The following is a 20,613-nucleotide window of genomic DNA, read 5'->3' as shown; positions in this document are numbered from 1 at the left end:
TGCGGCATTTTCGAACTGCCAGTGGTGTCCCACTTTTGCTGAAAATGCTGGTTTGGCGGAGACCCGAAATGGAAAAGCCGGTAATCCTGGCGGTCGACGACGAGCCCTCGGTGCTCGCGGCAGTCGTGCGCGATCTCAGGCGCCGATATGGTGGCGAATACCGCGTCATGCGCGCGGCTTCGGGTGCAGAGGCGCTCGAGGCCCTGCGCGAACTGAGGCTGCGCAACGAGGTCGTTGCCCTGCTGGTGGTGGATCAGCGCATGCCGGGAATGACCGGCGTTGCCCTCCTCGCCGAGGCACTGGATGTCTTTCCCGACGCCCGACGCGTGCTTTTGACCGCCTATGCCGACACCGACGCGGCGATCAAGGCCATCAACGAGGTGAAGCTCCATCATTATCTGATGAAGCCGTGGCATCCGCCCGAGGAGCAGCTTTATCCCGTGCTCGACGACCTCCTCGACGACTGGCGCGCGAACTTCCAGCCGGTGTTCGAGGGCGTGCGCGTGATCGGTCACCGCTGGTCGGCCGACGGCCACCGCATCCGCGACTTCCTTGCGCGCAACCTCATTGCCTATCAATGGCTGGACATCGAGACCGATGCCGAGGCGACGGAGCTGCGCGAAATCGCAGGAGCGGCCCAGCAGCCACTTCCTCTGGTGGTGCTCGCCGACGGAACGACGCTCTCGCAACCGAGCGTTGCCACGCTCGCCGAGAGGCTCGGCCTCCACACCCAGGCACAGTGGGAGACCTACGACCTCATCATCGTTGGAGCGGGACCGGCCGGACTTGCCGCGGCGGTCTATGGAGCCTCCGAAGGGCTGCGGACGCTGCTCATTGAGCGCGAGGCTCCGGGCGGGCAGGCCGGCACGAGTTCGAGTATAGAGAATTATCTGGGCTTTCCGGCCGGCCTCAGCGGCAGCGATCTGGCGCGGCGCGCGGTGGCGCAGGCACGCCGTTTCGGCACGGAGATCCTGGCGCCGATGGAAGCCACCGGCTTTTCGTCCTCGAACGGCTATCACCTCATTCATCTCTCTAACGGTTCCACGGTCGCCACCCAGGCGCTGCTGATCGCAACCGGGGTGCAGTACCGCCTGCTGGACGTCGCGGGCGCCGAGCGGTTGGCCGGCGCGGGGCTCTTCTATGGCGCGGCAATCACCGAGGCGCTGAACGTCAAGGGGCAGGATGTCTTCATCGTGGGCGGGGGCAATTCCGCCGGCCAGGCGGCGCTCTACCTCTCCCATTACGCCTCTTCGGTCACGCTGCTCGTGCGCGGCGCCGGGCTCGCCGACACGATGTCGCAATATCTTATTGCGCGCATCGAGGAGGCCGAGAGCATCCACCTGCGCCCGCACGTCTCGGTCGCTGAAGTCCATGGCGAGGAAAGCCTCGAGGCGATCAGCCTGCGGGATGCGCGCACGGGCGAGCTCGAGCGGGTCCCGGCGCGTGCCCTTTTCGTTTTCATCGGGGCGGCGCCGAGGACCGGCTGGCTCAACGGGGCGGTTCAAGCCGACGAGCAGGGGTTCATCCTCTCGGGGCTGGACATCGAGCGCGACGGCGGGAAACGGTCGCGCGGCTGGACGGTACCGCGCGATCCGTTCTGGCTGGAGACGAGCATTCCTGGCGTGTTCGTTGCCGGCGACCTCAGACATCGATCGACCAAGCGCATCGCATCGGCGGTCGGGGAGGGGGCAATGGCTGTGCAGTTCGTCCACCAGCATCTGCGCGCCCCAATGCACGCGTCACCTCCGGAGCCGGCTTCCGGGGCCCAGGCGAAACAGCCGGCGGAGGCGCATCCGTGACGAACGCCTCAGCGCAGCTGCGCTCGCTGCAGGAGTCGATACGCCAGCTTCCGCTGTTTTCCGAACTGTCGAGGAGCGACGTGGCGGAACTGTGCCGTTCCTCCAACCGGGTTTTCGCCGCGCCCGGGGACGTCATCATTAAAGAGGGGGCACCGGGGGATTCGCTGTTCGTGATTCTCTCGGGTGCGGTCGAGATCAGCAAGATGGAGGGTGAGCAAGAGATCGTGCTCGCCTCGCGCGGGCCGGGGGAGTTCCTCGGCGAAATGTCACTGCTGGAGCAGAGGCCGCGAACCGCGACCGCCCGAACGGTGAGGCAGAGCGAGTTGCTCGAGATCGGCCCCGAGGCGTTCCGAAAATTGCTGGAGAGCAATCCTACCATCGCCAGCACGGTCCTGCGCACGATGGCTGTGCGACTGCGCAGCAGCGAAGCAACGCTGATACAGCGCGAGAAGCTCGCATCGCTGGGCACGCTGGCGGCCGGGCTCGCGCACGAGCTCAACAATCCGGCAGCGGCAATCCGGCGCAGCAGCGACTACCTTCGCGAAGCTTTCGACACGTGGCGGCGGCTTACGGCAGACCTGCAAACGCTCGTGCTCAGCGAGACTGAGGCCGTGCGCCTTTCCGAACTCGAACGCAACATCTCGGGCTGCGGCTCCATGCGCGCGCGCGACCCGGCCCTGGCGGACGAAGAAGACCGGCTCATCAGCGAACTCGAGCGGCTGGACGTGGAAGAGCCCTGGGAAATAGGCCCGGCAATGGTCGCCTATGGCTGGACGGTGGAACGTCTTGCCGATCTTTTGGCGAGCTTCCGGCCGTCGAACCTGCGCCCGGTCGTCAAATGGCTGGGCTCCGGGCTTGCGGTCCAGCAGCTCATCGAGGAGATCCAGGGCAGCGCCGAGGCGATCTCCAACATCGTGCGGTCCGTGAAATCCTACGCGTATCTTGACCAGGCGCCGCTCAAGGAGATCGACTTGCGCGCCAGCCTCGAAGATACGTTGATGATCCTCAATCACAAGCTCAAGCATGGCATCGAGGTGGTGCGTGACTTCGAGCCGGACTTGCCTCACGTCACGGCATATGCAGGCGAGCTGAACCAGGTCTGGACCAATTTGATCGACAACGCTGTCCAGGCGATGGACGGAACCGGCACGCTCGAACTGCATGCCCGCCGTATAGGCGACCAGGTGGAGATCCGCATCGCCGACAGCGGTCCGGGGATCGCGCCGGAACTGCATTCGCGCATCTTCGAACCCTTCTTCACCACCAAGCCGCAGGGCGTCGGCACCGGGCTCGGCCTCCACATCTCTTACAACATCGTCGTCAACCGGCATCGCGGCCGCATCGACGTCGCATCACGCCCGGGGCGCACCGAGTTCCGGGTGCTGCTGCCGATCCGGATGGCGGAAGTGGCGACAGGCACGTCCGCGGCGATCGTGCAGCGATCCGAGGGATAGCGAGTCGCCCATGCGAACCAGGCTGCGAGCACCGGAGCGGGCAGTGGAGGACCAATGACCGCCGCCGCCCTTGTCGCCCTGCTCCTGCTCGAGGCCAAGCACTTCCTCTTCGACTTCGTGCTCCAATCGCCATACCAGGCGAAGAACAAGGGCGTTTACGGGCACCCGGGTGGCATTCTGCACGCGGCCCTGCACGTGCTGGGGACCGCCGTCGTCATGGTCTTCTTCCTGACGGATCTGCCTCTCCTGCTCGTGTTCCTGATCGCGGAGTTCCTAATTCACTATCATACGGACTGGGCCAAGGCCCATCTGGTCAAGCGCTCGGCGCCCGCCCGCGGAGCTGAGTTCTGGTCGATTTTTGGGTTCGACCAGTTCGTGCATCACGCAACCTACGCAGCAATCGTGTTCGCGGCCTTGAGCAGCTGATGCCCTCTAACGGGGTGCCGGCGCGGGGACGGATCTTGTCAGGCCTGGCCCCTATTCCCTGCTCACCTTCCAGATCGTGCCGCTGCCGTCCTCGCTGACGAACAGTGAACCGTCCTCGGCGACCGCCACGCCCACGGGGCGGCCCCACACTTCTGCATCTCCGACCACGAAGCCGGTCATGAAATCCTGGTAGGTTCCGTCGGTGTTGCCGCTCTCGTCGAAGTCGAGCCGCACCACCTTGTAGCCCGTTCGCGTGTCGCGGTTCCACGAGCCGTGCATGGCAACAAAGGCATCGCCCTCGTATTCTGCGCCCCATGCATCGCTCTCGGAAAACGCGATGTTGAGCGGTGCCGAATGGGCCTGGAACAGCACGTCCGGCACGGTCACCTGGTCGGCGAGATCCGGCCGCTGGCCCGCGAGCCGCGGATCCTCGTGGTCGCCGATATAGTACCAGGGCCAGCCGTAGAAGGCGCCTTCCTCGACATGGGTGGCATAGTCGAAGGGGATGTTGTCACCCAGGAGGTCTCGCTCGTTGACGACACACCAGAGATCGCCCGTCGCCGGCTGGATGGCCATTCCCGAGCAATTGCGCAGGCCAGTGGCGAACACTTTCTCGTTCGTGCCTTCGGGAGAAAAGCTGAGCACCAGGGCGCGGCCTTCCTCTTCTCCCCACATGGCACCCAGCGCGCGCTCCTCAGCCCAGGCCTCCCAGCCGCCCTCGGGCTCTTCGGTCACCTGCTCGGCAACGTTCGAGCCGGAGCCAACCGAATAGTAGAGGGTCTCCCCATCGGGCGAGAAGACGATGTCGCGCGTCCAGTGGTGTTCGCCGGGAATGCCCTGGACCAGTGATTCCGGTTCGGGTTCAGGTTCGCCGCTCGCTTCGAGGTCGCCGGACGTATAAGCAAAACGCTTCAGCCCGTCGCTCTCGGCAACGTACACCCATTCCGGGTTGTCGCCCGGTGGATAGAACGCGATGCCGTAGGGCTCGTTGAGGTTTTCGGCAAAGACGCTCTCTTCTGTCGGTCCCGCGCTGCCCTCGGCGAACCGATAGACCAGCACCTCGCCGGCCTCGCTGTTGGCGACGAACAGATCGCCGTTCGGGGCAAAGCGGATGACGCGCGGGTTCTCGATCCCCTCGGCCACCATCTCGACCTTGAACCCGTCGGGCACCTGAGGGCCCGCGTCGGGGGGCATGGCGACGTCCTCGGGTGGATTTGACGTCTCTGCCGTCAGGTCGGGTTCCTCGAGGTCCTCGACCGTGATGTGGCGCCTGACGCCGGGGCTGTCGTCCTGCCAGTCGCCGAACGCGGCGTCTCCGGTCAGGGCCTCGCCGGCCGCGTTATCCTGCGCCAGCCCTCCTGCCGGTAACAATGAGACGAAAGATATGGCTGCGAGCGGAATGATCAGCTTCTGCATCTCGACCTCCGTGGCCGCCCTCCCGCGCGCAACGCCAGAGCGCCCGCGCAGTTCCTGCAACACGGAAGGGTGATGCGCCACGGATGTGTGTTGCTATTCGTTGGCCGGTAATACCGTCAAAGCCCGGCATGCATGTCGCGGTATAGTCTCGGAGCCACGCCGAACCGACGCTCGAAGGCTTCTGAAAGGCGCGTTGACGGGAAGAGGCCCACCTGGGCTGCGACCGTTTTGAGTGAAAGGCCGCGCGAAAGCAGCATGCGCGCCGCATCGAGCCGTGCGGTCTCGACGAAACGGGCCGGTGTTACGCCTGTCGCCGCCACGAACCTGCGATGGAAAGTGCGCTCGGTGAGGCCCGCGCGATCGGCGAGAGCGGGCACATCCAGCGGTGCATCGAGATTGGCTTGTATCCACTCGATCACCTCGGCGAACGGGCTATCGCCCTTGACCTGCGCCTGCAGCACCGGGCTGAACTGGGACTGGTAGCCCGGGCGTCGGGCATAGAGGATCAGCCGCTTTGCCACCGCGCCGGCGACCGTCGCATCGACGTCGTTGGCGATCATCGCCAGGGCCATGTCGATACCCGTCGTGACACCGGCCGATGTCCACAACCGCCCGTCGACCACGTAGAGCGCATCCGGATCGACGGTGACAGCCGGAAAGGTTTCGGCGAGCGGCTTGCAGGAGTCCCAGTGGGTTGCGACGCGATGGCCATCGAGGAGCCCGAGCGCGGCGAGAAGAAAGCCTCCGCTGCAGACCGAACCGAAACGTTCGGCCCGCGCGGCGAGCGCCGGAAAGGCTTCCCGAAGGACCGGGTCCCCGACCGCCGGCAGAAGGTGTTCCCGTTCGGCGCCCGCGACCAGCACGGTTTGAGCGCCCCCCGGCTCGAGCTCCGTAATGGGCGTCGTTGCGACTGCGATGCCGCTGCTGCTTTCAATTGTCCCGCCTTGCGCGGATACGAGGCCAACTTCGTAAAAGCCAGTCTTTCCCTGCAGTCCCAGCGCGTGGTTGGCGCCACTGAAGACCGATGCCGGCCCGGCGGTGTCGAGCAGTTCGAAGCCCGGATAGACGATGAAGGCAACATTATGCATTGGCAGAAAATAGCGGATCTTTGTCATTTCTGCCATACCTCGCTTCAGCTAGATTTCGAGCTGCCTGAGCGCGCATCCGCCGCTTTCGGAAAGAGAGGCAGCCATGTCGAAATCCAGATCGAAACTCCTGTCGAAATCCATCTTCATCTGGGCCGGTGGGATCCTCATCGCTCTTTGCCTGCTGGGCTTTGGCGGCTGGGTACTCAGCCTGCCTTCTGGCACCGCAGTGGCCGAGGCGCCGCCCGTGCCGCCGGAGGAAATGGAGGCCATGCTCGCTTCGCTGAGGCCTGAAAGGGGCGAGCGTCCTGTCGTGGCGGTCATCGGGATCAACGATGCCACCGAGACCACGGACTATCTTGTGCCGACGGGCATCCTGCGGCGCGCCGATGTCGCCGATGTGGTGATGCTGGCGACCGAGCCGGGACCGGTGCAGCTCTATCCCGCGCTCAAGGTCGAGCCCGATGCGACGATTGCCGAGTTCGACGCTGAGCACCCCGACGGAGCCGACTATGTCATCGTTCCTGCCATGAGCCGCGACGATCACCCGGCGGTGCTCGCTTGGCTGCAGAGCCAGTCGCAGAAGGGGGCGACGATCATCGGTGTCTGCGCGGGGGCCAAGGTCGTTGGCGCCGCCGGCCTGCTCGACGGCCGCCGGGCCACGACCCACTGGTATTATCTGCGCCAGTTGCTCGAGCGCAGTCCGAGCATCGACTATGTCGCCGACAGGCGAATGGTTTCTGACGGGGGTGTGGTGACGACGACCGGCATCTCGGCATCCATGCCCATGATGCTGACGCTGATCGAAGCGATCGCAGGACGCGAGAAGGCGGAATCGGTTGCGCGCGATCTCGGGCTTGAAACATGGGATGCACGGCATGCGAGCGCTGCGTTCCGCCTCACGCGCCCGTTCGCCACGACAGTTATGGCCAACGTGCTCGCCTTCTGGAACCGCGACACGTGGGGGATAGAGCTGCAGCCCGGCATGGACGAGGCGTCGCTTGCCCTGGTCGCCGATGCCTGGTCGCGGACCTATAGGTCCAATGCCCTCGCATTCGCGGCTTCGTCGTCTGGGATCGTGACGGCCAATGGCGTTCGCATTCTGCCGGATCAGCCAATGACGGACTGGCCAGGTGAACGTCGCGTCTCGACCTTCGCCGACCAGCCGCCGGCCGGCGCACTGGATCAGACCCTTCTGGCCATCACCGAGCGCTATGGCGAACCCACCACCAATGTCGTTGCCATGCAGCTCGAATATCCGCGGGAAGGAGCCGCCCCGTAGGGGCTCTCCCGGAAGTTTTCCTTGGACGGCCTGTCGAATTCCGGTCCCGCCGTTCGGCTATACAGTGAAGGCAGGGCACACCAAACGTGCCCGGAAGAGCGTTCAGGAGAAAGTCATGCCGCAATATCTGGTCGCTATCCACCATCCCGATGACTACGACCCCACCGTCGCAGAGGACGACGCGATGCGCCGCGACATCACCGCACTCAACGAGGAGATGAAGGCTGCGGGCATCCGGATCTTCGTTGGCGGCCTGCAGCCGGCAGGCCGCGCGGTGTCGGTGCGGGTGAAGCCCGATGGCGAAGAGCTCGTCACCGACGGGCCGTACCTCGAGACCAAGGAGCACATGGGCGGCTTCTGGGTGCTGGAAGCCGCCGACATGGACGAGGCACTGGCCTGGGGGCGCAAGGCCGCCGTCGCCTGTCGGGCGCCGGTCGAGGTGCGGCCGTTCCACTGACGCTGAACCCGAAGAACCTGGAGAAAGACCCGTGAGAAAGATCATAGCTATAACCCAGGTCACGGTGGACGGCGTCATGCAGGCGCCCGGCCACTCCGAGGAGGATCCGACGAACGGGTTCACCCACGGAGGCTGGGCTATGCCGCTGGAGGACGATGCAGTGAACCAGGCCGCTGACGAGACCGTCGCCGGTGAGTTCGACATGCTCCTGGGCCGCCGCACCTACGATGTCTTCGCCGCCCACTGGCCGAACCAGGACGATACGATCGGCAACGCATTCAACAAGGCGACGAAATACGTCGTCACCCGCAGCCTCAACCAGCTCGGCTGGGAGAAATCGCTGCGCATTGACGGCGATGTCGTCGAGGAGATCCGTCGTCTGAAGGCATCGGACGGGCCCGAGGTGCATATCTGGGGCAGCAGCCAGTTGCTGCAGACGCTGATCGCCGCCGATCTCATCGACGAATATCGCTTGTGGGTCTTTCCGCTGGTGCTTGGCGAAGGAAAGCGGCTGTTCGAGAACGGCGTTCCGCCGCGCGGCCTCACTCTCGTCGAGACGAAAAGCACGCCCAACGGCATTCTCATCAACACCTACCGTCCGGCCGGGCCTGTCCGGTAGCGGCGCCAAAACTCAGAAGGAGGAGTGAATGACCACGATACTGCGCACTACCCTCACCGCGGCAGCGCTCGTCGCAGCCGGCGCCGCTTTGGCTCAGGAGACCCCCGAAGGCAATCGGGTCGAGATCAACGGCATGCAGATGTATTACGAGGTCTCCGGCACGGGCGATCCGATGATCGTGCTGCATGGCGGCTTCATGAATATCCCCATGATGGGCGATATCGTCGGGCAGCTGGCGCAGACCCACCAGGTCTATGCGCTGGAGGCCCAGGGGCACGGGCGCACCACCGATATCGACAGGCCCATCACCTATCCGAACCTTGCCGGCGACGTCGCAGCGTTCATGGAGGTGGTCGGGATCGAGAAGGCCGACGTCTTCGGCTACTCGATGGGCGCGATGACGGGGCTGCGGCTTGCCATCGACTTTCCCGAAAAGGTCGACCAGCTGGTCTTCACCTCCGGCGCGTACGACTATGAGGGGTGGCAGCCGGCATTCCAGGAGGCGATCCCGCAGTGGAACCTCGAGATGTTCACCTCTTCGCCTTTCGCCGAGGACTACAAGGTGCTCGCCGCCGACCCGGAAGGCTTCCCGGCAATGGCCGAGAAGGTGATCGAACTGGAGAAGCTGAAGTTTGCCTGGGGCGAGGAAGTGGCGGCGCTGGAGACGCCCGTCCTGATCATTGCAGGCGATTCCGACGGCATGACGCTCGAGCACAGCGTCGATATGTTCCGGCTGCTCGGGGGCGGCGTCATGGGCGATACGGGCGAGCCGCTGCCCGCCTCGCGGCTGGCGATCCTGCCTGCCTCTTCACACACCGCAGTCATCAACCAGCCCGACCTGTTGATGGAATTCATTGGACCGTTCCTTGCCGGCGAGACGCCCAAGACCGGGTTTTGACCGAGACGTCGCGCGTGGCGGGCGCCCTTGCCCGCCGCGCGTTCCATGAGGTCCGGGTTGGAAGCCGGATGTCTGGTCCCGGCCCTTCATCAGTGTCCGGCTTCGCGCGATAGAAATGCGGTCAGCCACCTCAGCACCAGATCCGGAGCTTCAAGCTGAGGCAGATGGCCGACGCCAGGCAGTGTTTTGAACGATGCCTGCGGGATCAGCGCATGAAGCGCTTTGCCTCGCTTCAGTGGAATCCATGGATCGTCCTCGCCCCAGATTATCTTTACCGGACAGCGTAGGTCGCCAAACATCGGCTCGACTTCGGCGGTATAGCTTTCATCGGCTTGCGCGAATTGCCGATAGAAGCTTGCCTGTCCCTCCTGCGACAGCCATGGCTCGACAAGCTTCCCGAAATCTCCCGCATCGATGTCGTTGACGATCGCCCCTTTTATGTAGGCCTCCACGACCGCTCTATGGATATGCGGAGGCAGGCCTGAAAAGGCTTCCACATGGCGGCCGACGTGATCGAAGAACTCCGATCCCCAAGGGCGCATCGCGACGACGTTCATCAGCACATACCGATCGAACTCGCAGCCGTGCAGCAAATGCGCGCGCAGCGTCGTCGCACCGCCCATGTCGTGGGCAATCACGATTGGCTCTTCGAGCCCCCAATGCCCAAGCATTTCGGCGAACACCTGTGCCTGCACGTCGAGGGAGGTGCGCTGCTCCGGGTCTTTGTCGGATCGTCCATATCCGGGCATATCGTACCAATGGACGCGGTACCGGCTCGTGAGATCCGGGATGATCCGATGCCATGAGAACGAGGACCATGGCCAGCCGTGGGCCAGAACGAGTGCAGGCCCGCTGCCAAGCCGACCCGCAGCCACCATGCCCGCGGATGTCTCCACAGTCTCATCGAGTTTCCACGACATCCAATATCCTCCCTGGGTTTTGCACGAAGCGCCGTCCAAACGACCTGGTTCGTAACCTTATGATCGAAGACCACTGGCCCCAAATCTCCGACGGTGCCCGCTCCAGGGCGGATGGTCATCCGCCGCGCCAAGTCACCATCTGCCTGCAAGCCAGGTCATGTTGGCGGGCGTGTCGATTTCTCTCCCACCCGCTCGTCGTCAGGGCAGAGAAGAGGAGTTTACAATGCTTAGACGCACGTTCCTGTCACTGACCGCCGCGCTGCTCATGGCGCTGCCCGCATTCGCCCAGCAATCCGACCAACCCGCGCAAGGAGCCGCCATGTTGCCCGCCCCGTCGAAATCCGGTTACGCACCCGTCAACGGCGTCGAAGTCTATTACGCCGTTTACGGCGAGGGCGATCCGCTCGTCCTGCTGCACGGCGGACTTGCCACGATGGACATGTTCGGACCGAACGTCGCCCTGCTGGCACAAGATCACCAGGTCATCGCCATCGACCTGCAGGGGCATGGACACACCCTGCCCTTCGATCGCCCGATGAGCTACGAGGCCATGGCCGACGACGTCGCCGGCGTCATCCAATATCTCGGCTTCGAGAAGGCCGACCTCATGGGATATTCGCTCGGTGGGGGCACTGCCCTGCGCGTGGCGATCCAGCACCCGGAACTGGTGGACAAGCTGGTCGTCGTCTCCGCCCCCTACGCCTGGGCGGGCTGGCACGATTACAACCAGCAGGGCATGCGCTCGATGACACCGGACATGGCCGAAGGCATGAAGGGTTCGCTGCTCTACGAGGCTTACGCGGCGGTCGCGCCCGACGTCGACAACTTCCCGGTCCTGATCGAGCAGATCACGGCGATGATGATGCACGACTTCGACTGGTCCGCCGAGATCAAGGAGATCAAGGCGCCGACGCTGCTCATGTTCGCCGACTGGGACGCCGTGCGCACCAGCCACATCGCCAGCTTTTTCGAACTGCTCGGGGGTGGACTGCAGGACGCGCAGTGGGACGGGTCGGGCATGAATGCCAACCGCCTGGCCATCATTCCCAACGCCACCCACTACAATATCTTCGCTGATACAAGGCCGGGCGAAGCAGCCATCGCCTTCCTCGACGCCCCGGCGCAATAGTCCCCGATGCATCGAAAAGCCCGGCAATGCCGGGCTTTCTCCTTTTCGGCGTACGATCGATGGCTATCGATCCAGATGTCAGCTTTTGGGGAACGGCAGCGTTGGCTCGAATGGCTCATATTGAGCGCGTAGCCGGCTCACGGCTTACGACCCCAAATCGGCCGTTCTCGGCACGCGCGCAAAATCCCGTAAGCTGCCGTCGTCTGCGAACGAGATGATGCTAGGCTTTATGGACCGGCTTCAACGATTGACTGCAAGGTGTCCGCGTCGCGACGCGGTGGGGCGCCGAACAGCCTTTTATACTCACGCGAGAACTGGGAGGCACTTTCATATCCAACGGCATAGCCCACTGTGGCTGCCTCGGCATGTTCGGTCACCAGGCGCCGGCGCGCTTCGTGCAACCGAATATGCTTCTGATATTGCAGCGGGGTCACGCCGGTCACCGCCCTGAAACGGCGATGAAACACCGACACGCTCATGCCGGCGACCGCCGCCATGGCTTGGATGCTGAGATGCTCGGCATAATGCTGACGAACAAAGGCCATGGCCCGGCGGATATGGGATAGCCTTGTCTCCGCGCCGGCAATCTGGCGCAACAATGCGCCATGCGGCCCCATCAGCAGACGGAACATCAGCTCATGCTCTAGGTGAGGGGCGAGGACCAGTATCTCGTCGGGTCGGTCGAGCAGGCCGGCGAGCCGGCGCCAGGCATCGAGCAGTGCGGGTCCCGCCTTGGCGACACCGAATCCTGAGCCGATGGCGGGCTCGGCAAGCCCGTTCATGTCGAGCAGGATCGTCGAGATCACGGCGGGGTCGAGATAGAGATTGAGTGCCAGATAGGGCTCGTCGGTCGATGCTTCGCAGACCTGCCCCATGGCCGTCACCTCGGCGGCCACCACCATGCATTCGCTCGCGCCATATTCGAGCACGCCATCTCCGATGAAGGTGCGCTTGCGGCCCTGCAGGACAAGGCACACGACCGGTTCATAGATCAGGCCGCCGGCATCGGTGGGATTGTCGATGCGGTAGATGTGGAGCCGCGGCATCGCCGGGTGAGGAGCGCCGACATGGCGCAGCGCGATGGCGCGAATATCGTCCAGGTCTGTCATGGCGCTATCCCACAGTTGTTGCCTCAAAAGGTCAAGCGATCAGCAGGATCAGGCAATCATTTGGGAGCATCGGACATCCAGTCAGGAGCCGGTCGTACCTACATTCCGTCAGCATACGCATGAAAGGACATTGCGATGCAGAAGCACAAACTGGGCAAGAACGGACCGGAAGTGTCAGCCATCGGCTACGGTGCCATGGGGTTTCATCTCGCTTATGGCGCGGCCGACACCCAAGCAGGCCTGGACCTCATCAAGCGCGCCTATGACCTGGGCGTTACCTTCTTCGATACCGCCGAACTCTATGGCTGGGGCGAGAACGAGAAGTTCATCGGCGAGGCGGTGAAGGGCTTTCGCGACGATATCGTTATCGCCACCAAATTCGGCTTCACCCTCGACAATGGCAACTACGGCGCCAACAGCCAGCCTGACCATATTCGCAAGGTGACGGAAAACAGCCTGCGCTATCTTGGCGTCGACCAGATCGACATCCTTTATCAGCACCGCGTCGATCCCAGCGTGCCGATCGAAGACGTTGCCGGGACGGTCAAGGACCTGATTGCTGATGGCAAGGTCAAGTATTTTGGACTTAGCGAAGCCGGGCCGCAGACCATTCGCAAGGCTCATGCCGTGCAGCCGGTGACGGTCCTGCAGACCGAATATTCCGTCTTCGAACGCGATGTCGAAGCGGTACTGCCCACCACACGTGAACTGGGCATCGGCTTTGTCGCCTACTCGCCGCTTGGCCGTGGCTTTCTCACCGGTGCCGTAAAGCCGTCAGCCGGATATGAAGAAAACGACATGCGTCGCTTTGATCCACGCTGGCAGCCGGGCAATTTCGAAAAGAACCTCGACGCCGTCCGCCAACTCGGTGAACTCGCCCAGACCAAGGGCATAACGCTATCTCAGCTGGCGCTGGCGTGGCTCCTGGCCCAGGGCGACGACGTCGTGCCGATCCCCGGCACGCGCCGGGTCGAACGTCTCGAGGAAAACCTGGCCGCTGCGGATGTGACGCTATCGGCCGATGATCTGATCCGCATCGGAAATATCTTACCGGATGGCGCTTTTGGTGCGCGCTACGCCGGCGATATGGTCCCAGACTGGATCTGACAGACAAGGGGTGGCTGGCATGCTCGCCACCCACCATTAACCAGCAAATAGGCGTCACACCAGAATGTCGGCTGATCGGGGTGGCCGTGTCCAAAAGCCGACATTCCGTTTTCCACACCATTCAGACGCGAATGGCGGATTGGCAGACCGTCAGCTTTCAGGGTTTCCAACCGAAGGCTTCAACGTCCGATCAGGGGCACACAGCGGACGATCGTGCTCACGACCGACGGGGTGAGAGGCGTTCCATGTGCGCACATTGAGAGCTAGGGTGCCGGTAATCACATCCAGCAGGGCCCATGGTTGAGCCAGAGATACCCCTCGAAGGCGGTGCGGACTCGAGGGTCGTTCCAGTCGGTGAGACGGTTCGGCGCGACGCTCGCTCCTGGTCGCCGGCCGTCCTCGATCTGCTGCAGCACGTCGAGCGCGAAGGGTTTGCCGGGGCGCCGCGGGCGCTGGGCTTTGACGAGCAAGGGCGAGAGGTTCTGAGCTTCATCGAGGGAGAGGTCGGGCAAGGCGCCGATTTCATCCCGGACGACGGTGGCCGCTTCGACGTTCGTCTCCCTGACTATGTCTGGCGTGACGAGGTGCTGGTGCAGCTTGGCGCACTTATACGCGCCTATCACGATGCCGCGGCGACCTTTCCATGGGCTGGCCGCACGTGGCGCCTCGAGGCTCGTCAGCCTGTCGAGACCGTCTGCCACAACGATCTCACACCGTGGAACACCGTGTTTCGTGCGGGCCTGCCGGTGGCGTTCATCGATTGGGACGCCGCGGCGCCGGGGCCTCGCGCCGCAGATCTCGGATTCATCGCCTGGCGCTGGGTGCCGTTCTGGCGTGACGCGAAATGCCGGGCACATGGCCTGCCGACCGGCGTTGCGGAAAAGGCTCGCCGCTTCCGCCTGCTGCTCAAGGCCTACGGTGCCGAGCTTGAGATTGGTATCGTCAACGCGGGTATCGAGCGGATGCGGCACTTGCAGGACCACATGCGGAAGCTCGTCGGCGACGGTTCCGAGTGGGAGATGGAGCTTGCGCGTCGCGGCGTGCTCGGCGAAGCGGCGCTGGAGATCGCGTGGGTTGAGGAGCACGCTCAAGCGCTTGTGGGATCGTGACTATTTCTCGCTTCGCGCCCAGATCGAGGACAGCAGCGACGCGATACCGAGGAGCAGCACGCCCCAGACGAGCGAGCGGGGTGTGCCGTCATAACCTTGTCCGACCAGCGAGCCGAGGATCGTCGCACCCAGCGCCTGAACCGCGCCGAAGGCCGATGCGGCCGTGCCGGCGACCTTGCCCAGATTGGTCATGGAGAGGGCACCGAGCGTCGCATCGGCCCAGGTGAACATTGCCATCATCGCCGTCACCAGCAGGAAGAACGCGGCAAAGGGCAGGAGCTCGAGGGTGAACGCCAGGACGAGCGTTGCCGCGAGGCCCGTATAACCCCAAAGGGCTATGCGGGCGACGCGGACGGCGCCGACGCGGCGCAGCAGACGCGAGCAGACGAAGGCGGAAACCGACTGGACAATTGCCGTGGCGGCCATGGCCATCGGGAACAACGGGCCGAGGCCGAACGCTTCCCCGTAGACAGGCTGGGTGGTCGCGATGAAGCCATAGAGAGCACCCAGCAAGAACATGGCGGCCAAGCCATAGCCGACCGCATTGCGATCGGCGGCGACGATGGCGAGACCCGTCCCGATCTCCTTGAGGGAGAACGGACGCCGGTTCTCTGGTGCCAGCGTCTCGGGGAGCCGGAGCCAGGCCCAGACAAGGACCACCGCACCGAGCGCGGCCATGGTGAGGAAGATCGCCTGCCAGCCGGCGACCAGAAGGATGGCCTGTCCGATGAGCGGGGCTACGACCGGCAGGATGAGGAAGGCCATCAGCGAGAGCGACATCGCCTGCGCCATCTCGGTGCCCGCGTAGCGATCGCGCAGCACCGCCTGCGAGAGGCGTGTCGTGCCGACGCCCAACCCCTGAGCCAAGCGCAGAGCGAGCAGGGTTTCCATGTTCGGCGCCAACGGACAAAGCAGCGCTGCAGTAACGAACACGGCAAGGCCTGAAAGGATCGGCACCCGCCGCCCGAACGCGTCGGCGACAGGGCCGATGAGGAAGGCCGAAACGGCGGCGCCGAAGAGGAACGTCCCGACCGTCAACTGCGCCAGATTAGGCGCATCCGAGCGCATGGCCGTGCCGATGTCCGGCAGGGCCGCGAGCATGATGTCGAGAGCAATGGAACTGAGGCCCATAAGGGCCGCGACGAGCAGGACGAGTTCGTTTCGTCCCAAACCAGCGTTGTCGGAAACTTAGCGCACCCACCGGCCGCGACATGCCTCACCAGGTGCGTCCTGGATCATGCGGTCGCTGACGGGGTCTACTTAGATGGTATTCCGCAAGGTTGGCAAGGTCCGCAGATGAGCGAAGTGCCAATGGCAGCTTACCTCATCGACATCAAGTTCGTGATGAGACCTGCCCTGACTTCAAGCACAGGCACGGGTGCCTCGGGATGACCGATGTCCCTCAACTGATCGGGAGTCAAATCCGCGATGGCCCGACGTGTCGAAACGGTTCGTTGCCAAGTCTTGAGAGTCGCGATTGCAGTTGCTGTGGTTTTCAGCGCAAGTCCAGGCAGGGGCACTCTCAACGCGTGATGTCGGACGCGAGTTTTCACGTAAGGCATTTCGGCCTCCTTACGGCTTGCGGCCGATCACGGCGCCGTTCGCGGCGGGTGCGTCGAACCAGACCGTCTCGATGTGCCGGAATCCGGCTTCCTCCAGCCACGCCGAATATTCGGCGGGCGTATAGTTTCGTCCTTCCGTCTCGATCAACATGTTGAGGCTCATCAGCGCGGCCGGCGCTGGTCCGGTCTTTTCGTCATTGACGAGAAGTTCGCTGATGACGACTGCGCCGCCGCTCGGCAAAGCCTCGAAGGACCGGCGCAGCAGGGTGCGGTTCTTCGCCTCGTCCCAATCGTGCAGGATCATCGACAGGAGATGCACGTCGTGAGCCTGCGGGAGCTCTTCGAAGAAGCTGCCGCCTGCGGTCTCGATCCGGTCGGTCAAGCCGGCCTCGGCAATCTTTCCCGCCGCGATCGCGGCCACATGCGGCAAGTCAAACACGGTCGCACGCAGTGCCCCGTGCTGTTTGCAAAGCTCGATGTCGTACGCGCCCGATCCGCCGCCAATGTCCAGGAGGCGGCGGAAATGACCGAGATCCACGGCTTCGCCGAGCTTGCGCGCGGTCATCGTGGAAAGCGAATGCATCGCCTCCCAGAAGAGGGCCAGCATCATCGGATCCTCGCCGTCGAATATCGAGGATTGCGCCGCCGGGTCCCACGTGGTTGGCTGGTTGGTGCGCAGCGCCTCTGTAAGCCTTCCCCAGCCCGCATAGAGCCGCTTGTCGGCCATCTGCACGAAGCCACCGAAGTAATACGGTTTCCCGCGCACGAGATAGGCTTCGCTTAACTGCGTATTGCGATAACGGCCGTCCGTTTTCTCCAGAAGCCCGAGTGCAGCGCAGCCGGTCAGCAGCATCTCGGCCGGGCGTGGATGGAGACCCAGCGCTTCCGCAAGCCCGGCAACCGTGATGCCGCCGCCGCCCGCAAGGCGGCTGAAGAGGTCCAACTCGTGCGCAGCGGCCAGAGTCTTGAAGGCCCAGAAACCGGTCGAAAGCGCCATCAGCGGGTCGGCGGAAGGAAGCTCCGCCGCAATCGCTGCACGGCCTGCATGGATTGTCGTTTCCATGATCATCTCCCGCAAATTGAGTCGATGGCGTGTTCGTTGGGCAGCAGAAGCCGCGTCGGGTTCAGCGCGGCGCTCGCGCCGCCGTCTCGCCGGGCGGGAGCGTGCGCATGATGAAGGTCGGTACCGTCTCGCCGGGACCGAACGGACCTGGTACCTCGTGGCTGACCGCGGGGATGCTGCGCAGGAACTCCACGATCGCCTGCACGTCTTCGTCCGTCAGCTGGCTGTAGGCGTGATAGGGCATGATTGGCGCGAGCACGCGGTCATCGGGTCGCTTGCCCGTGGTGAGGGCGGTGGCGACTTCCTCGTCCGACCACCCGCCCAGGCCGGTCGCCTCGTCCGGGGTGAGGTTGGGCCCGAGGAACATGCCCAGCCCCGGAATCTCGAAGCCTACGTCCGAGCCGCCGAGATAGCGCGACATGTCGGGCTGGCCGAGGAAATAGCCCGGTGTGTGACAATCGTGGCATCCACCCAGGTTCACGAGATATTTGCCACGGGCGACCTGCGCTTCGTCGGCCTGAGTTGCGAATGCAGATAGCGTGGCAAGCGCCGCCGCACATGCCAGACGGAACGCATTGCGATGCATCGTCTCCTCTGCTGATTTGCTAGCGGAGCGGCAGCAAGGTTGCTTCCGCTGATTGCCGTCCGGCGTATCTTAGGAGAGCATGAGGACTGGCAGAAGTGCCAATTCATACATTTTCGGGCAGGCCAATTTCGTTTACTCTAGGACCATGACGGCCTTTCACATCAGCCTGGTCGGGCGCAAGGACCTCAGCGGCGAGATCTACCGCCAGGTCCGGCGCGCGGTTCTCGATCGGCGGCTGCGACCAGGCGACCTTCTGCCGCCTGGCCGCGAACTGGCGCGCACGCTTGCCGTGTCGCGTGCCACCGTGACGGTGGCTTATGAACAGCTCGCCGCGGAAGGGTTCGTGACATCCCGGCAGGGGTCCGGGACGTTCGTGAGCGAAGCGGTCACGCTCGACGGGCGCGAAAAGGCAGGACGCCGATCCACCGGCGCGCTCCAGCCGCGCTCGATCTGGGAAGCGATCGCACCGCCTCTTACATTCGAGACAGTTCGGTTCGACTTTCGCGCTGGGCTTTGCGATGCGTCCCTGTTTCCGGCGAGGTCATGGCGGCGGTCGGTGACTTGGGCGCTGCGTTCGGGCGAAACGGCCCCCGGCGTTTATGAGCACCCCGCCGGACATGGCGACCTCAGGGTCGCAATCGCCCGCCACATTGGCATCTCTCGAGGGATCAGGGCTTTCGCGGACGACATCGTTATCACGAACGGTACGCAACAGGCGCTCGATATCCTGGCACGCGTCCTGCTGGCGCCGGGGGACGCAATTGCCGTCGAAGATCCGGGCTACGGCCCTCCGAGGCAGTTGTTCAAGTCGTTGGGCATTCGCGTGGTCGGCGTACCGGTGGATCGCCAGGGGCTGGTCGTCGATGCGCTGCCGCGCGGGATCCGGGCCGTCTATGTCACGCCCTCTCATCAATTTCCGCTTTCCGTGACGATGACGCTAGCGCGTCGGCAGGCATTGCTGGCGTGGGCCGAGCGGCACAACGCGGCCATTATCGAAGACGACTACGATAGCGAGTTCCGTTTCGGCGACCGTCCTCTTGAGCCGTTGCAGACGCTCGACGAAAACGGCCGGGTCGTCTACGTCGGCTCCTTCTCGAAGACCATGCTGCCGACGCTTCGGCTGGGTTTCCTGCTGGCGCCGCCATCGCTGCGAGCGGCCCTGCACAAAGCCAAATTCGTCAGCGACTGGCATTCATCGGCCTTCGCGCAAGCGGCACTCGCGCGTTTCATCGACGAGGGTGCGTTTGCGCGTCACGTCCGCCGGGTGAGCGCAGTCTACCGGGAACGGCACCGGATCCTCTCGGCCGCGATCTCGCGTGATTTTGCCGAGCATCTCGAGCTCGTCCCGTCGACGACGGGGCTCCATCTCACCGCTCTCGCCCGGACAATGTCGGTGGACCACATTGCCACAATTGCCCGCCGCGCCGCCGATCGCGGCGTTGCTGTCCAGGTCCTGTCACGGTTCGCCGTCGGCGCAGCCTCACGAGCCGGGATCATGCTGGGATATGGCGCCATTCCCACGGCCCACATCGAAGAAGGGATGAATTTGCTCCGCGCCTGTTTCGACAGCGAACCGCAGTGACCAAATGAGCAAAATTCAGATGGCCTGAGAGAGGAACTGGGCCTTGCGGGCGGCCGAGGCCTGACGGCGAGCGCCAAAGTCGTCCTCCAGAGCCAACCGCAACAATGCCAGCTCCAACAGATGGCCTCAGCGTTGCAACAGAGAACACCCAAACACGATAGGCCGGGCCTATCGGACGGAGACGCAGAGCCCCGGTGCCTCAAATGCTGGTCAATGTACGAAGTTCAGCGAGATAGATCGCGAATTGGGCGGACGTGATTTTCGAATGGCACATGTCGTCGCTGAAACGTTGCGTCTTCGTCGATTTCCGGTCGGCTGATCCGGTCCATACGAAAATGACGGAAGCCTTTGCGCGCTGGGTCCCAGGCCACCAAATACCATAGTGGTGGCAAGATCAGCATGGCTTGCGGCTCAACATTTCGGTTGGTTACGGCCTCTTTTGCGTCACGATATTGGATGCGCAGGTGCCGCCGTTGGAGAAATGCCGTCTCGAATGCGGGTAGCAGCGCAGGGTCCATCGCTCCCATATCCGAGATGTCCACCTGCGGTGAAAGTTGCCCGACGTACAAGCAATCCAGAAACCGGCGCAAGTCGCGCAACTTGTCCGACGGCAAGGCTCTCTCGATTTTGGCAAGCCCAGCATCTGCGAGACCCGAAAAGGGCAAGCTTGCGGCTGCACGCATCGATGCAACGCTGATGAGAAGCGCAAAGACCTCGGCAACCGAGAGCCGCGCCGTGGTCTGAACCGATTGCGGATCCAGTTGCAGGCCACCCCCGCGGCCAGGTTCAGAATGAATGACAAAGCCCTCATCGCGGAGCGCTTTGATGTCACGCAACACTGTGCGCCTGGACGCGCCAACCTCCCCCGCCAGGTCAGCGACCGTCGAAGTACCGTTGCGGCGAAGGCTGCGCACGATGGCGTCTTGTCGGAGGCGAGCTGTCATTTGGCAACGCTGACCATTCAATGGTGTCAAAATTTAGCACCATTCGCCTTTAGGCAGCGGCTGCAC

Annotated in this window: 20 protein-coding genes; 11 read left to right on the top strand and 9 right to left on the bottom strand. The window is 63.7% G+C overall.

The genetic code is table 11. From position 1 onward, the window contains the following. The first annotated feature begins 68 nt into the window (after window positions 1-68). From QQK18_RS05590 to QQK18_RS05580, 3 genes are read left to right on the top strand one after another with little or no spacing between them, the layout of a single operon-like run. Window positions 69-1,799 carry a response regulator gene (locus QQK18_RS05590; RefSeq protein ID WP_284339317.1) on the top strand — a complete coding sequence of 577 codons (1,731 nt, stop codon included), beginning with the start codon at window positions 69-71 and terminating at the stop codon, window positions 1,797-1,799. Beyond that, window positions 1,796-3,253, top strand: a complete 1,458-nt coding sequence (locus tag QQK18_RS05585; protein ID WP_284339316.1) for a sensor histidine kinase — start codon at window positions 1,796-1,798, stop codon at window positions 3,251-3,253. Before QQK18_RS05590 ends, QQK18_RS05585 begins: the two co-directional genes overlap by 4 nt. Before the next feature lie 54 nt (window positions 3,254-3,307). Continuing rightward, the gene (locus QQK18_RS05580; RefSeq protein ID WP_284339315.1) at window positions 3,308-3,679 is read left to right on the top strand and encodes a DUF3307 domain-containing protein; all 372 of its coding nucleotides are present in this window, start codon (window positions 3,308-3,310) and stop codon (window positions 3,677-3,679) included. A gap of 51 nt (window positions 3,680-3,730) precedes the next feature. Here QQK18_RS05580 and QQK18_RS05575 read toward each other — a convergent pair whose 3' ends face one another. Further along, complete coding sequence (locus QQK18_RS05575; protein WP_284339314.1) at window positions 3,731-5,095, bottom strand: PQQ-dependent sugar dehydrogenase; 1,365 nt, start codon at window positions 5,093-5,095, stop codon at window positions 3,731-3,733. Between the two features lie 116 nt (window positions 5,096-5,211). After that, a complete protein-coding gene (locus QQK18_RS05570; RefSeq protein ID WP_284339313.1) occupies window positions 5,212-6,219 on the bottom strand; it encodes a GlxA family transcriptional regulator in 1,008 nt (335 codons plus the stop codon). 91 nt (window positions 6,220-6,310) lie between these two features. Between QQK18_RS05570 and QQK18_RS05565 the strand changes: the two genes are divergently transcribed. The 4 genes from QQK18_RS05565 (at window position 6,311) to QQK18_RS05550 (ending at window position 9,436) form a co-directional block, all read left to right on the top strand. Further along, window positions 6,311-7,462, top strand: a complete 1,152-nt coding sequence (locus QQK18_RS05565; RefSeq protein ID WP_379994100.1) for a DJ-1/PfpI family protein — start codon at window positions 6,311-6,313, stop codon at window positions 7,460-7,462. Window positions 7,463-7,577: 115 nt separating this feature from the next. Continuing rightward, window positions 7,578-7,919 (top strand): YciI family protein, encoded by a 342-nt coding sequence (locus QQK18_RS05560; RefSeq protein WP_284339311.1) that lies wholly within the window; start codon window positions 7,578-7,580, stop codon window positions 7,917-7,919. Window positions 7,920-7,950: 31 nt separating this feature from the next. Beyond that, the gene (locus QQK18_RS05555; protein WP_284339310.1) at window positions 7,951-8,538 is read left to right on the top strand and encodes a dihydrofolate reductase family protein; all 588 of its coding nucleotides are present in this window, start codon (window positions 7,951-7,953) and stop codon (window positions 8,536-8,538) included. A gap of 28 nt (window positions 8,539-8,566) precedes the next feature. Then, the gene (locus tag QQK18_RS05550; protein ID WP_284339309.1) at window positions 8,567-9,436 is read left to right on the top strand and encodes an alpha/beta fold hydrolase; all 870 of its coding nucleotides are present in this window, start codon (window positions 8,567-8,569) and stop codon (window positions 9,434-9,436) included. 89 nt (window positions 9,437-9,525) lie between these two features. Here QQK18_RS05550 and QQK18_RS05545 read toward each other — a convergent pair whose 3' ends face one another. After that, window positions 9,526-10,395, bottom strand: coding sequence for an alpha/beta fold hydrolase (locus QQK18_RS05545; protein WP_284339308.1), 870 nt, complete (start codon window positions 10,393-10,395; stop codon window positions 9,526-9,528). A 184-nt stretch (window positions 10,396-10,579) separates the two neighbouring features. Here QQK18_RS05545 and QQK18_RS05540 point away from each other — a divergent pair, with 184 nt between their 5' ends. Beyond that, window positions 10,580-11,485, top strand: coding sequence for an alpha/beta fold hydrolase (locus QQK18_RS05540; protein ID WP_284339307.1), 906 nt, complete (start codon window positions 10,580-10,582; stop codon window positions 11,483-11,485). A gap of 227 nt (window positions 11,486-11,712) precedes the next feature. On the opposite strand, the gene QQK18_RS05535 is transcribed toward QQK18_RS05540, so the two are convergent. Beyond that, the gene (locus QQK18_RS05535) at window positions 11,713-12,594 is read right to left on the bottom strand and encodes an AraC family transcriptional regulator (RefSeq protein ID WP_284339306.1); all 882 of its coding nucleotides are present in this window, start codon (window positions 12,592-12,594) and stop codon (window positions 11,713-11,715) included. A 135-nt stretch (window positions 12,595-12,729) separates the two neighbouring features. Here QQK18_RS05535 and QQK18_RS05530 point away from each other — a divergent pair, with 135 nt between their 5' ends. Further along, window positions 12,730-13,701, top strand: a complete 972-nt coding sequence (locus tag QQK18_RS05530) for an aldo/keto reductase (RefSeq protein WP_284339305.1) — start codon at window positions 12,730-12,732, stop codon at window positions 13,699-13,701. 296 nt (window positions 13,702-13,997) lie between these two features. Next, window positions 13,998-14,810 carry an aminoglycoside phosphotransferase family protein gene (locus tag QQK18_RS05525; protein ID WP_284339304.1) on the top strand — a complete coding sequence of 271 codons (813 nt, stop codon included), beginning with the start codon at window positions 13,998-14,000 and terminating at the stop codon, window positions 14,808-14,810. Here QQK18_RS05525 and QQK18_RS05520 read toward each other — a convergent pair whose 3' ends face one another. From QQK18_RS05520 to QQK18_RS05505, 4 genes are all read right to left on the bottom strand, one after another. Continuing rightward, window positions 14,811-15,980 (bottom strand): multidrug effflux MFS transporter, encoded by a 1,170-nt coding sequence (locus QQK18_RS05520; protein WP_284339303.1) that lies wholly within the window; start codon window positions 15,978-15,980, stop codon window positions 14,811-14,813. It lies immediately after the preceding gene. Between the two features lie 149 nt (window positions 15,981-16,129). After that, a complete protein-coding gene (locus QQK18_RS05515) occupies window positions 16,130-16,372 on the bottom strand; it encodes a DUF1127 domain-containing protein (RefSeq protein ID WP_284339302.1) in 243 nt (80 codons plus the stop codon). 10 nt (window positions 16,373-16,382) lie between these two features. Then, window positions 16,383-17,435, bottom strand: coding sequence for a methyltransferase (locus tag QQK18_RS05510; protein WP_284339301.1), 1,053 nt, complete (start codon window positions 17,433-17,435; stop codon window positions 16,383-16,385). Window positions 17,436-17,496: 61 nt separating this feature from the next. Then, the gene (locus QQK18_RS05505) at window positions 17,497-18,021 is read right to left on the bottom strand and encodes a c-type cytochrome (RefSeq protein ID WP_284339300.1); all 525 of its coding nucleotides are present in this window, start codon (window positions 18,019-18,021) and stop codon (window positions 17,497-17,499) included. Window positions 18,022-18,166: 145 nt separating this feature from the next. On the opposite strand from QQK18_RS05505, the gene pdxR reads away from it, so the two are divergent. Continuing rightward, window positions 18,167-19,603 carry a MocR-like pyridoxine biosynthesis transcription factor PdxR gene (pdxR, locus tag QQK18_RS05500; protein ID WP_284339299.1) on the top strand — a complete coding sequence of 479 codons (1,437 nt, stop codon included), beginning with the start codon at window positions 18,167-18,169 and terminating at the stop codon, window positions 19,601-19,603. Between the two features lie 224 nt (window positions 19,604-19,827). Here pdxR and QQK18_RS05495 read toward each other — a convergent pair whose 3' ends face one another. Beyond that, window positions 19,828-20,547: a helix-turn-helix transcriptional regulator gene (locus tag QQK18_RS05495; protein WP_284339298.1), complete on the bottom strand. Its 720-nt coding sequence runs from the start codon at window positions 20,545-20,547 to the stop codon at window positions 19,828-19,830. Between the last annotated feature and the right edge of the window lie 66 nt (window positions 20,548-20,613).

Origin of the sequence: Devosia nitrariae, from assembly GCF_030160115.1 — a bacterium.
Lineage (GTDB): Bacteria > Pseudomonadota > Alphaproteobacteria > Rhizobiales > Devosiaceae > Devosia > Devosia nitrariae.
This window is presented reverse-complemented; position numbering and strand designations above follow the sequence as displayed.